The sequence below is a fragment of the Limibacter armeniacum genome (assembly GCF_036880985.1).
In the GTDB taxonomy this organism is placed as follows: domain Bacteria; phylum Bacteroidota; class Bacteroidia; order Cytophagales; family Flammeovirgaceae; genus Limibacter; species Limibacter armeniacum.
Genome location: NZ_JBAJNO010000009.1, coordinates 2,962,137 through 2,974,307 on the forward strand (window position 1 = coordinate 2,962,137; position 12,171 = coordinate 2,974,307).

Annotated in this window: 10 protein-coding genes and 2 tRNA genes; 2 read left to right on the forward strand and 10 right to left on the reverse strand. The window is 38.1% G+C overall.

All coding sequences use genetic code 11. The features are described from left to right. Window positions 1-39 precede the first annotated feature (39 nt). The 3 genes from V6R21_RS30010 to guaA all read right to left on the reverse strand — a co-directional run bounded on the left by V6R21_RS30010 (window position 40) and on the right by guaA (window position 2,972). The gene (locus tag V6R21_RS30010) at window positions 40-645 is read right to left on the reverse strand and encodes an outer membrane beta-barrel protein (RefSeq protein ID WP_334247185.1); all 606 of its coding nucleotides are present in this window, start codon (window positions 643-645) and stop codon (window positions 40-42) included. 157 nt (window positions 646-802) lie between these two features. Beyond that, window positions 803-1,315 carry a hypothetical protein gene (locus tag V6R21_RS30015; protein WP_334247186.1) on the reverse strand — a complete coding sequence of 171 codons (513 nt, stop codon included), beginning with the start codon at window positions 1,313-1,315 and terminating at the stop codon, window positions 803-805. 124 nt (window positions 1,316-1,439) lie between these two features. Further along, window positions 1,440-2,972, reverse strand: a complete 1,533-nt coding sequence (guaA, locus tag V6R21_RS30020) for a glutamine-hydrolyzing GMP synthase (protein ID WP_334247187.1) — start codon at window positions 2,970-2,972, stop codon at window positions 1,440-1,442. A 347-nt stretch (window positions 2,973-3,319) separates the two neighbouring features. Between guaA and V6R21_RS30025 the strand changes: the two genes are divergently transcribed. Then, window positions 3,320-5,554, forward strand: a complete 2,235-nt coding sequence (locus V6R21_RS30025; RefSeq protein WP_334247188.1) for a ligand-binding sensor domain-containing protein — start codon at window positions 3,320-3,322, stop codon at window positions 5,552-5,554. Window positions 5,555-5,629: 75 nt separating this feature from the next. Here the strand turns inward: V6R21_RS30025 and V6R21_RS30030 are convergent, their stop codons facing one another. From V6R21_RS30030 to V6R21_RS30060, 7 genes are all read right to left on the reverse strand, one after another. After that, a complete protein-coding gene (locus tag V6R21_RS30030) occupies window positions 5,630-6,397 on the reverse strand; it encodes a hypothetical protein (protein ID WP_334247189.1) in 768 nt (255 codons plus the stop codon). A gap of 108 nt (window positions 6,398-6,505) precedes the next feature. Next, window positions 6,506-7,081, reverse strand: a complete 576-nt coding sequence (locus tag V6R21_RS30035; RefSeq protein WP_334247190.1) for a hypothetical protein — start codon at window positions 7,079-7,081, stop codon at window positions 6,506-6,508. Window positions 7,082-7,095: 14 nt separating this feature from the next. Beyond that, window positions 7,096-7,992 carry a DUF6588 family protein gene (locus tag V6R21_RS30040; RefSeq protein WP_334247191.1) on the reverse strand — a complete coding sequence of 299 codons (897 nt, stop codon included), beginning with the start codon at window positions 7,990-7,992 and terminating at the stop codon, window positions 7,096-7,098. 84 nt (window positions 7,993-8,076) lie between these two features. Further along, window positions 8,077-8,664, reverse strand: coding sequence for a phosphatase PAP2 family protein (locus V6R21_RS30045; protein WP_334247192.1), 588 nt, complete (start codon window positions 8,662-8,664; stop codon window positions 8,077-8,079). Window positions 8,665-8,734: 70 nt separating this feature from the next. Further along, window positions 8,735-9,427 carry a 2'-5' RNA ligase family protein gene (locus V6R21_RS30050; protein WP_334247193.1) on the reverse strand — a complete coding sequence of 231 codons (693 nt, stop codon included), beginning with the start codon at window positions 9,425-9,427 and terminating at the stop codon, window positions 8,735-8,737. Window positions 9,428-9,715: 288 nt separating this feature from the next. Continuing rightward, a tRNA-Arg gene (locus V6R21_RS30055) sits at window positions 9,716-9,789 on the reverse strand. Between the two features lie 170 nt (window positions 9,790-9,959). After that, window positions 9,960-10,033: transfer RNA gene (locus V6R21_RS30060), tRNA-Arg, on the reverse strand. Window positions 10,034-10,526: 493 nt separating this feature from the next. On the opposite strand from V6R21_RS30060, the gene V6R21_RS30065 reads away from it, so the two are divergent. After that, window positions 10,527-11,753 carry a Glu/Leu/Phe/Val dehydrogenase dimerization domain-containing protein gene (locus V6R21_RS30065; RefSeq protein ID WP_334247613.1) on the forward strand — a complete coding sequence of 409 codons (1,227 nt, stop codon included), beginning with the start codon at window positions 10,527-10,529 and terminating at the stop codon, window positions 11,751-11,753. Window positions 11,754-12,171 lie beyond the last annotated feature (418 nt).

The window sequence follows — 12,171 nt, forward strand, 5'->3', positions numbered from 1 at the left end:
AGCAGGTCTTTCTCATTATTTATCTTGATGAGTGAGTGTCTATCTTCTTTTTCCTCCACCGATAGTAAAGCCCAAGTTGAAGGTTGCAAAATCAGCGATGCCTTCCCCAGTCATATGATAAGCTACTGATAAATCAACAGGACCCATTTGTAGTCCCAGCTTTGGAGCCAAACCATAATTGTTAATTGGCTCTGATTCAAAACTGTCAATACTTGAGAAGTTATCGTCGAATTTGTAAGTAACGGCAGACATCTTATACATACCTACTCCTAGCCCGATAAATGGTCTTACGACACGGTCTGAAAAGTAAAACTCTCCAGTCAGTAATACAGGAATGATAGTAGGGTCAGATGGTTCAATAGCTCCCTCTGGAAGGTCTTCCACTTGAAGTTCTTCTGCTGAAGATAGTATTACTCCTGCTTGAAGACCAACTGAAAATTGCTCATTTACATTGTATTGTGGGTGAACGTAGAAGCCAACGCCATCTCCACCTAATCCTTTGTCAGTTGACAATGCATACAGACCAGCCAATCCTACTTTGAATTTGTTGTCTGATTTATGCCTTCTTCTGTATTGTGCTTGCGTATCGTTAACCGCAAGTAGGGTTATTATTAGAATTAATAGGGTAAAGAGTGATTTTTTCATTTTTCAAATGGTTGTAGAAAAAGTGGTTTCTGATTTTAGAATTAAATGCATGAAATATGATAACGGTTTTGACAGCAAAAAATTGACCATAATCGTTGTCTGTGTGTATGAAAGATAATTGCGGTTAAAACAGGTTGTTAGAAGCGTTTTTAAGAGTTCAGTTGGGGACGTTAGCTTTTACCAGCTTTTCAAATTGCCGCTTAATTCCGGCAGAAAGCGGGTCTGTATAGTGACTTTGTGTCATAAATTCGATTTCATTTTTCAGCTCAGGGTATTTCTGTGCTATTGTCGCAATAAACTTGAAAGCAGTTATACGAACAGAAGCACTTTTTCCTACTTTTTCCCAAATAGCAATACAGATATCCAACAGTTTGGTTTCTTGTTCTTCATTCAAATCAATTTTTTGAAGCAACTTCAGTAACTCTCTCTGGTGGCCATCAGGTCTAAAAGGGATCGTATCAATAATTTTATCTTTAAACGGTTCAACCCTACTGTCATTAGTGTTCATACAATGTCCTATAAGCCATGTGGCACGCCATGCTAAAGGTTGTTCGTCAGTAACAGCAACTTTTATAGCATCAACAAACTGATCCTGATACAGCTTTAGGAATGAGATCATTTCCTCTTTGGTATGACGTTGAGCAAGTAGCTGAGTAAGTGATGTTTCCATTTTGTGTTGGTTATAAGGTTGAGTATGTATTCAAGCTTTGCTAATACAAAAAAAGCACTTTGAATAACATGTATCCAAAGTGCTTGTAAAATCTATTGTAGTAACTGGAACCCAGTCTCTATAATTATTCCCACTCAATAGTTGCTGGTGGTTTTGAGCTAATGTCATACACTACTCTGTTAACACCTTTCACTCTATTGATGATGTTGTTACTTACTTCTGCCAAGAACTCATATGGAAGGTGTACCCAGTCAGCTGTCATACCATCAAGGCTGGCAACTGCTCTAAGTGCTACTACATTTTCATATGTTCTTTCATCACCCATTACACCAACTGACTGAACAGGTAACAGCATTGCACCTGCTTGCCATACGTCATTGTAAAGGCCTGATGACTTCAGTGAAGAAATGAAGATGTGATCCACTTCCTGTAGTACGCGTACTTTTTCAGCAGTGACATCACCCAAGATACGGATACCAAGGCCTGGACCTGGGAATGGGTGACGTTGCAAGATCGCATCGTCAATTTCCAAAGTGTGACCTACTGCTCTTACTTCATCTTTGAAAAGCGTGTTCAGAGGCTCAACCACTTTTAGTTTCATATAATCAGGTAGACCACCTACGTTGTGGTGTGACTTGATAGTTGCTGAAGGACCTTTTACTGATACTGACTCAATTACGTCAGGGTAAATAGTACCTTGTCCTAACCATTTAGCGTCATCTACCAGTTTTGACTCTTTTTCGAAAACGTCAACGAAAACTTTACCGATCGCCTTACGTTTAGCCTCAGGGTCTTTTACGCCTTCCAGTGCTGCGTAGAATTCATCTTTCGCATTTACACCTTTTACGTTCAAGCCCATGTGCTTGTAAGAATCCAGTACGTCTTCGAACTCATTCTTTCTAAGCAGACCATTGTCTACGAAGATACAGTGCAGGTTAGCGCCAATTGCTTTGTGTAATAACACTGCAGCAACAGATGAATCGACACCACCTGAAAGACCTAGGATCACTTTGTCATTACCTAGTTGTTCTTTCAGTTCAGCAACTGTAGTATCTACAAATGACTCAGGAGTCCAGTCTTGTGAACAACCACAAACACCTACCACAAAGTCTTGCAACATCATTTTACCGTCAGTGGAGTGTGTTACTTCAGGGTGGAATTGCAGACCGAATGTGTCTTCACCTTCGATGCGGTAAGCGGCAACTTTTACATTACTAGTACTAGCAATGATCTTGAAGTTTTCAGGAAGTTCAAGAATGGTGTCACCGTGTGACATCCATACCTGCGAGTTTTCAGGAATACCTTTCAGCAAAGGGCTGTTGTGGTATATGAAATCAAGGTTGGCACGTCCGTACTCTCTTACTTCAGAGCGGGCAATTTTACCACCATTCTGGTGAGCCAACATTTGAGCACCATAACAAACACCCAGCAAAGGCATCTTACCTCTGATATTAGAAACATCAAAGTTGGGAGCGTCTTCTTCCAATACAGAGTGAGGGCTACCTGACAGGATAACACCTTTATACTCTGAGTGGTCGATTGCCGGAGTATGGTTGTATGGATAAATTTCGCAGTAAACGTTTAGTTCCCTGATTCTGCGGGCAATCAGCTGTGTATACTGAGAGCCAAAATCGTAGATTAGAATTTTGTCTGCCATGAGCTTGGAAAGGAGTGATCTTATTCTAAAATCCCTATTTTACTTTATGGGGTGCAAAATTACACCATTTATATTAAAAACCTTGTGAATGAGAATGAAAGTAAAAATTCTTGCTAGCTAAAATAGTAAAAGTAGGCTAATTAGATCATTGCGGTACCATACCGCATAGGGTTATCAATGTTGTGGGTTTGATTAAATTGATTGTGAGGGATTTTTGAATTTGGAATTACTGTTTTTCAAACGCATTTTTATACAGATTTTTTACCTCTGTTAATTAGAGGTAATAGTACTTTTTAAGTAGTCGCAGATTATTTTTTAAATCTTTTTTATCTAAATCCTATTTCAAAATGAAAACATTAAAAATTTTAATGGGGATGCTGTTTGCTGCCAATATGGTATCAGCACAAGCAGTTATCCAACCTGATTGGACTGTACTTTCTTCTAAATTTGTTTATGACAAACAAGAATTGAAAGAAGAGGAGTTTAAAGACTTTGAGAACATCTCAGACATTTCTTTTGCAAAAAATGGAGATATTTATTTTGCAGCGGACAAACATTCACCATCAGTTTTTAGAAATGGTGAACTAAGTGTCGTGGATGTACCTGATTATAAAGAAGGGCTTGGAAGTAGAATTGGAGAAGATGGACATGGTAACCTATGGGTGTCAAATTTTCATCAGCTCTTATATCGTACGCCTGATGATGAGTGGCATAATGTAGAATTGACAAAAGAGAAGGATGTAATTTCAGCAGGCGATATTCCGATGATGAATATCACAGATATGGTTGCGTCAGATAAAGGAGTATATGTCACAGGGTTGCAACAGTATAAGCATACAAATAAGCTGGGTATAATACAGTGGCTACAAAAATATGATGGTGTAGCTTTCTTTGATGGTACCGATTGGAAAATGCATACTCTTCCAGATAGCATGAGTAATATGGCTTTGTATAACCTTGAAATAAGCCAATCAGGTAGTCTTACAGCTATTGGGTTGGAGTATTGGGCTGTATCTGATACTTATTCATATTTTCTTGTTGAGTTGAAAGATGGAGAATGGACATCTGAGGAAGTTACAAAAGGCCTTTCTACGAAGGAACAGGAAGCTTTGGAAAAGTCTAAATTTTTAAAGGCAGTAACAACTTTAGCAGGAGGAGAAAAGGGAGAGAGTCTTGATATTGAAGATTATACTTATACACAAGATGGTACTCCTTGGGTTAACTCGGCTAATCATTTGGTGACAAAAGTAGATGGAGAGTGGAAAACTATTTTAGAAGTTGGAGATGCTGATTATATCTATTGTGTTTTAGCTGATGGAAATGGTGTTTGGGTAGCGACATATTCAGACTTGAAATATTATGAAGGACATGAGTTGAAGCAAACATACAAATATGGCGAAACTCTTTTTGTAAAGGATGCTACTAAGAGAGTACATGATATAGTAAAGAACCCTGCAGATGGTAAGTTATGGTTTTTGGAGGGGACAAGAGGCCTGATAAAAAAAGCTCGCTATACATATGTGAAAGAAGGGACTCAAGTATCGGCTTATAAGCCAATTGATTTTAATGCAGTGGCAAACTGGGAAATTGTTAACCCAATGACACACTCAAAGGATCAGGTGGAAGCTTTATATAAGGGATGGTCTTTTCAGAAAAAAGATGGAACAATTATTAGCTTCAAGACAAATGCTTGGGGTAAGCCAGATACATTGGTTGTAGAAAAAGGTAGTGATGTGAAGAAAATTAAATTACCTGAAATGGCATATCTTACTGAGATGGCTGAAGCAGCTGATGGTTCTGTATGGATATTGACGACAAAGGAAATTTTTAAGTTGACAGGGGAAAAAGTGGTACCTGCAGATATAAATTTTGATAGTAAGCTAGCTAAAAAGTTTGATGAAATTGCTGTTGACCATAAAGGAGGTTTTTGGGTAGGAATAAACAAAGGTTATGCTTATGTGACAGCTGACAAACAAGTGACTTACTACCATAAGAAAAACAGTGAATTACCTAACTATAATGCTAGAGGTTTCTTAGTAGATAAAGTAGGGAAAGTTTGGATAAGTCATGGAAAAGGAGTGTCTGTATTGGATAATGGAACATGGATACATTATGACAAAACTAATGGGTTAGGATATAATGAAGCTTATAGTTTGTATGAAGATGCTGAAGGCAATGTGTATACATTTAATAGCCTAGGTATGTATAAATTTACAGATGGGAAATTTGAAAAGATAAATGACTGCTCAGGAGGGAACTTGTTGTTAGCACAAGATGGGACTCTTTGGGTTAAGAGAACAGATAGTATCTCTCACTTTGATGGCCAGAACCTTGAAGTTTTCAATACAGAAAATGCAGGGATTATATCAGGAGGTGAAATTATGGATATTTATATTAAAGGAGGAAAGCTGTACGTTTCGTGCTTAGATAAATCAAAAGATGCTTCACCATTCACTAGTAACATGATGCAACAACAGCAGGCACAAGTGATGCCATTGGGTGAAAAGTTGAAGCAGAGAGGAAATAGCATACTTGATATAGATAAATCAGTTTCAGTATATACATTTCCTGCTGTACAGTAATTATTAGAGTTCTACAGCAAAACGGGTAACTGCTTTAGTTACCCGTTTTTTGTTGAAAGATATTTTTAAAAATTACTATTGCCTACGAAGTATATTACTGCACTGTTGACTGTATTGCTGTTTGAGAATCAGTAAAAAGGCTTCTTCATCCTTAGTGGCGTTCCCTAAACTTTTGACTGCTTTCTCATTTTCCATCATGAAAACCTCATTGTTCCGAAGTAGGTATTTCCCTTTTGCAGTCTTGATTACTTTATCCCCATCATTTCCACTTAAGGTGTAATTATCCATTTGTGTCTCATAGTGGTCTCCAGCCGGAATGATAGCTTTTACAATGTATTCATCTTGTGGACCACCATATACCTCGCAAAGGCAAGTGCCTTTTTCCTTATTCTGTTCAAGCTCTGAAATATTCATTTGAACGATTTTCCAATCATCATTGACCTTTTTTAGTACAGCGGTAATGACCTGCGTGTTTTCTGCTATTTTCTCTTCTCCCTTGAAGATCTCAAATTCACGAGTATATTCACAAATACTGGCATCAGCAGCAGTGTGTGTGTTCACACTTTTAATTGATGTCTTAAAGGATAAATTATTAATGCGATTATATTCTGCCCTTTTCACAAGGTCGTCATATGTATAGGTCTGGGTGCCGATATTCCCATTTAACCTGACGAGCACATAGTTGATTTTGCAGTTAGGATCTATATAATCAAGGCGTTTAGAGACATCTGAGGATTCGATTTCTTCTAGAAAGGATTTGATGTCTTGATCGGGGGCTTCTTGTTGTGCAAATAGAGGAGCGGAAATGAGTGTGCCAAGGATGAATATCCAAAGTGTTTTCATATGAGGGTCGGTTAGTTGATACAGATTATCATTAAATAAAAAGATACTCAATTATGGGCAGTTGGGAAGGGACTGAAGTAAAGAAAGTTATCAATAAATATTAATGTACTATAAGTCTGGGAAAGTGAAGTTCTTGATGACAACTAGGTTGAAAGTAGGCTCAAAAACAACATTCGCAGCAAATTGCTCTCCTGCAGGAAAACCACTTCCTTCAAGGTTGATGACAATATCCTCTTGGCTGGAGCCATCAATGTAAGCTCTGACTTTATCCAAGACCTTTTGTAAACCAGCTTTATTGATGCACCTGTCATCAGCTTTGTATTGATATACATAACCTATCTGACTTACATCATAGGTGCAGGAAAAAAAGGTAGCGCCCTCAATGGTTGCAGAGAGGTTAAGAGAGCTTGTTTTGTTGTTAGAGTTAGGAATGATAGTCAGGACAAATCCCTCTAAACTAACCCGCTCTTGATCAATTTCATTTAGTGATATGTCATATTGAGCTACGGTTTCTTCAAACTGGCTATACGGGACTACAATTGGTAGTGTAAGATTTTGGTTGGAAGCAGATAGGTTTCCAAAGTCTTGAGGAACAGGTACAGTGACGACGAATTCAATGGGCTGTTTTTTACAAGAAGTCAGTAAAAAGAGTACTAAAAAAGATAGCTGAATTAGTTTTTTCATAGGTGAATAGATAGTTATTGTTCGCCAAGCCCAACTCCGAAGCCAAGCGTCAGTACATTTTGTAATGGACTAATGCTATAGTCAGCATTGACTTTAAGAAAGCCAATATTAAAGCTGGTTCCTGCCGTAAGTCTGAATGTCCGTTTTTCTTTTAGTAGGATACTGACCTGATCTGTATTGCCAGACACTTGGTAAGTGATGTCCATATTGGATGATTCAAGTCCCAATCCACCATAAAAAGTAAGTATCCTGAAGTCATAACTAGCTTGTAGTGATGTGATATAGTTGTTACTCTTTACCATATCATTGGTCTTGAAGCGTTGCCAATAGAAGCCAGCAGCTAAGTCTAATGGAAAGTTTTTAGGTAGATATTGGGAAATACTGTGTCTGACACCCACACCTATTAGCTTGAGCTTACCTATACTGCCTGTAAAGTCAGAAGCAAAGAAACGAAAAGATGCTTCTGTCCCCAGAATACTACCAATACTAAACTGTGGAACTGCAAATGGTAACGTACTAATATCTGCACCTCCTGGGTAATAGGCTTGGGTTCCCCCTTGTCCATCAACTACAACAGCCTTGCTACTTCCAAAGATGGTAGGTGCATCAACATGCTGTTGGCCGTTTATAGGTACAAAAACATCATCAAAGTCGGCCTGAAAGCTTTTTTTATCTTGAGAGATGACAGCCAATGTTGTTACAATACCAAAATAGAACTGGACACCCCCTTTTTCTATATAGGCAGATCGAAACCAACCACTATTGATGCTGGTACCAAATACATCCGACATTGGTTGCATGTAAGCTTCTCCATTTTCACCTGTATAGCGACTGACAAGTTCATCAATGGTTTGGGTGTAAGCAATGGCTGGTAGTAGCCAAATAGTAAACAGTATAGTATATTTCATCATAGACAGCAGGATTCATAAGTAGGGAAATATACGACACACAATCAAATAGACAAAAATGGCGGAATAGGTTGTTGCTGTTATGTTTTACGGGTGTATATGTCCTTTAGAGAGGAATTTTTGTTCAATAATCTTAGAGACTAAATACATATTGATTCCACATAAAGCCCCTACAGTCATTCCTGCTACAATATCACCAGGGTAGTGTACTCCGACCGCAATCCTACTGTAGGCCACGAGAATTGCCCAGGGAAATATGACCCATATCCAAGAAAATGTTTTGCGCCAGAAAAGATATAATGCAGAAGCAAGTGCCATCGTATTCGACGCATGGGAAGACATAAAACCAAATTGCCCTCCTTTGTAATTATTGACAAGGTGTACGAGTCCCTCCAAGTCGAGGGCATGAGATGGTCTTGGGCGTTGAATCCATGGCTTAAAAATGCCTGATGTGATAAAGTCAGCAAGTCCTACTGCTGCACCTATTGCAGCGAGCATAAGTAATCCACGTTTCCAACCAAACTTCCAGAACATTACAAGAGCAATGATCAAATAAAGAGGGACCCATGTTTTAGATTGTGTAATGAAATAAAAAAATTGGTCAGAAAAATCGTTGTGAAGTCCATTGAACCAAAGAAACAACTGTTTGTCTAGTTCATTGATATATTCAGTCATGTTTGTCTTTATTAGTTTTCAGGCAAATATAACTGAAAATAGAAAAGGCTACCGAGTGGTAGCCTTCATTTTATGATTTTAAGGTGTACTTGCCGAGTAGCACTTTTTTATACTCAATGTTATACCAATCGTGATAGACAAATTCAATTTCTTTTACCCTGAATTTCCCCATGTTAAGGGCTTCCATTGACTTGACAGAGTTGATGAACTCACCATGTCTTCTCATGCGGTCTTTGAACCTGACAATTGTTGCGTGAGCCGTAAAGGACTCATACCGTTCTTCCAACAAGAGTTTACGCTCTTTCGCCTTTTGCCGAATACTGTTACGTAACTGATAAAGCGGTTGATCATAATAACCTTTGGCGATTACAGCACCATTACTGACTGCTACACCTTTGAAATAAACATTAAATGATGGAGTCTGTGAGAGTACCTCATCAAAGATGTTCATATAAGACTGGATAAGTTTCCTATCAAGACGTAAGTCTTCCTTAGCCCCAATCAAGTCCATAACAGTTAAGTGAATATCCGATGTAGGATAATAATACTGATATGGTTCAATCGGTTGCAGTTTCTGATGAACGGCACAGAAATGATTTAGTACTTCACCTTCTAAAGTTACTAGAAGTGTAAGCCCCATACGCCTGTCACTATCAGGAAGCTGAAGGTGGGCATCAATATACTCCTTACCGGAAGTAAGGGCAGAAATACCGGAGTGGGCAATTTCCCTGTACTTGTGATCCAAAAGGTGTTCTATTGTCATGCTGCTAATCAGTTGATAGGTTATGATTGGTATTTATTGGATTAATTACAGATATCACTCTTTCAGGATGTTCATTGTAATATCCGCAAGTAAAAATATGGCATAGGGTTAATAAATGAAATTAAGTGTGACTTTTGATATTGTTAATATTTCGAATAGGAGGTAAATATGGGCGTGATGTTTTAATAAATTATTAATGTGCAATTAATTGTTGTGTAAATACAATAATGAGTTTGATAATATTTGGATATAAAAAAAGGGTTTCCTATTTGGAAACCCTAGTTCTAGTGACCTCGTCAGGATTCAAACCTGAAACCTTCAGAGCCGTAATCTGATGCTCTATTCAGTTGAGCTACGAGGCCTTTTGCTTTAAAGCGTTGCAAATATAAGGGCTTCTCTTTGTATTATGCAATACATTCACTCTAAAAATATCTGTTTAGAGAGTAACCGCCTTATTTACAGTGAGAAAAATATAAATATAAGACGAAATTGTATAAAAAAAGGGTTTCCTATTTGGAAACCCTAGTTTTAGTGACCTCGTCAGGATTCAAACCTGAAACCTTCAGAGCCGTAATCTGATGCTCTATTCAGTTGAGCTACGAGGCCTTTTGTCTTAAAGCGTTGCAAAGGTAGTAATGTTTGTTTGTTATGCAAATATTAACCCTCAATTAAATTCTAAACGGATTTTAATACTCTTGATGTGCTAAAGGCAACCCACTGACTAGTAGTAAGGTTAAACGTACCTGAAAGAAGAAATAAAATCTTGGAAACTTTATAAATGAAATCCCTCAGTGTATGATTTTTCTTCTTTAAATAACCTGAACAGAAATAAAAACGTTTTTATTACACTTTTTTAGACTATACACCTTGTAATTTGTGTAATATTTAGAATATTGAGCAGCTATTATTCAAAGGTGAGGCACGTATGGGTATATAAAGATATTGATAATGAGTAGACCCAACTCCTTACATATTAACACAAGTATTATAACCAAGTCGTGATTTAAATATCACTAACCAACAAACAACACAGACACATATGCAAACTTTGATGGACGACCAAACGGTAGTTGAACAGCCGTTCGCCTCTCATGACGAACTGAAGGCACTTATCAAAAAATTTGAGGACAAAGCTCCTGAAGTAGTATTTGAATGGAATGACCGTGAAACAGAGGCCAAAGGCTGGGTAGTAATCAACTCTCTACGTGGAGGTGCTGCTGGTGGAGGTACACGTATGCGCCCAGGGCTAGACAAAAGGGAAGTAGAGTCTCTAGCAAAAACAATGGAGGTGAAATTCACAGTGTCTGGTCCTGCAATTGGTGGTGCCAAATCAGGAATTGACTTTGACCCGAAAGACCCTCGTAAAGAAGCGGTTTTGAAGAGGTGGTATAAGGCCGTTATTCCATTATTGAAAAACTATTATGGAACAGGGGGCGATATGAATGTGGATGAGATAGAAGAAGTAATTCCTATTACAGAAGAGTATGGGTTATGGCATCCGCAAGAGGGTATTGTCAATGGTCATTTCAATCCAAATGAGCGTAACAAGATCAATAAGATTGGTCAACTGAGGACAGGTGTTTCTAAAGTGGTAGAAGATCCTGAGTTTACTCCGGATGGTCAAAAACAATATACCATAGCAGACCTGATAACAGGTTATGGTGTGGCTGAAGCAGTGAAGCATTACTATAACCTTTGGGGTGGGGAACTGAAAGGAAAAAGGGTAATAGTACAAGGTTGGGGCAATGTAGCATCAGCAGCAGCGCTTTACTTGGCAAAGGATGGAGTGAAGTTGGTAGGTGTGATCGACCGTGAAGGTGGCTTACTTAGTGAAGAAGGTTTAGGTTTACAGGAAGTGAAGACACTTTTTGCAAATAAGAATGGAAACCAACTGAATACAGAAAATATGCTGTCATTCGATGAGGTGAATGAACGTATCTGGGATATGCCGGCTGATATTTTTATTCCGGCAGCTGGTTCAAGGTTGGTTACACCAGAACAGGTTCAACGAATGAGTAAAGCAGGAGTGGAGGTGATCTCTTGTGGAGCCAATGTTCCTTTCAAGGACCAGGCGATTTTCTATGGACCAACATATGAGTTGGCAGATAGTACAATGGCTGTTATCCCAGACTTTATTGCCAATGCTGGTATGGCCAGAGTATTTGCTTACCTAATGGGACAAGATGTAGCCTTGACTGATGAAGCGGTATTTACAGATGTTTCCAAGACAATCCTTGAAGGACTTGAGCAAACACGAAAGCATTGTAAGGATAATAAGAACTTGGCAAGTGTTTCTCTAAAGCAAGCAATCGGTAAATTGCTATAACATTAGGGAATGTAATTGGCTGTTTTGATAGTTCGCATAGTACTTAGTGCTATGCGAACTATTTTTTTATGGCAGTCGAAATTTTTTTGAAATTTATAATGTGGGATATTGGATGCTTTATTGGATATGTGCACAATGCCAATGTTAAGAAATTATTACAACAAGAATTAGATTCCGGAATCATAAAGAAAAGATCACTATAATTGCAAAGCAGAAAATATGACGTTTTTACTATCATTTATGACGATATAAATATTAATAAATGATAATAAGATTGTAAAAATTGATATGAGTCATATAATGTAAGCTCAACGATTGATACATTTACAACTTGGCTTTATTGTGCGGAAATGATCGTTGTTGAATTTATGTGTGGATGAATTGAATGTTACGGTATGTTCAAGGTCAAGGGCTTGAA

Coding starts and splice junctions, on each gene's coding strand:
- V6R21_RS30035 (WP_334247190.1), bottom strand. CDS start 7,081: ATGAAAAAACTAATTCAGCTATCTTTTTTAGTACTCTTTTTACTGACT.
- V6R21_RS30050 (WP_334247193.1), bottom strand. CDS start 9,427: ATGACAATAGAACACCTTTTGGATCACAAGTACAGGGAAATTGCCCAC.
- V6R21_RS30045 (WP_334247192.1), bottom strand. CDS start 8,664: ATGACTGAATATATCAATGAACTAGACAAACAGTTGTTTCTTTGGTTC.
- V6R21_RS30040 (WP_334247191.1), bottom strand. CDS start 7,992: ATGATGAAATATACTATACTGTTTACTATTTGGCTACTACCAGCCATT.
- V6R21_RS30025 (WP_334247188.1), top strand. CDS start 3,320: ATGAAAACATTAAAAATTTTAATGGGGATGCTGTTTGCTGCCAATATG.
- V6R21_RS30010 (WP_334247185.1), bottom strand. CDS start 645: ATGAAAAAATCACTCTTTACCCTATTAATTCTAATAATAACCCTACTT.
- V6R21_RS30030 (WP_334247189.1), bottom strand. CDS start 6,397: ATGAAAACACTTTGGATATTCATCCTTGGCACACTCATTTCCGCTCCT.
- guaA (WP_334247187.1), bottom strand. CDS start 2,972: ATGGCAGACAAAATTCTAATCTACGATTTTGGCTCTCAGTATACACAG.
- V6R21_RS30015 (WP_334247186.1), bottom strand. CDS start 1,315: ATGGAAACATCACTTACTCAGCTACTTGCTCAACGTCATACCAAAGAG.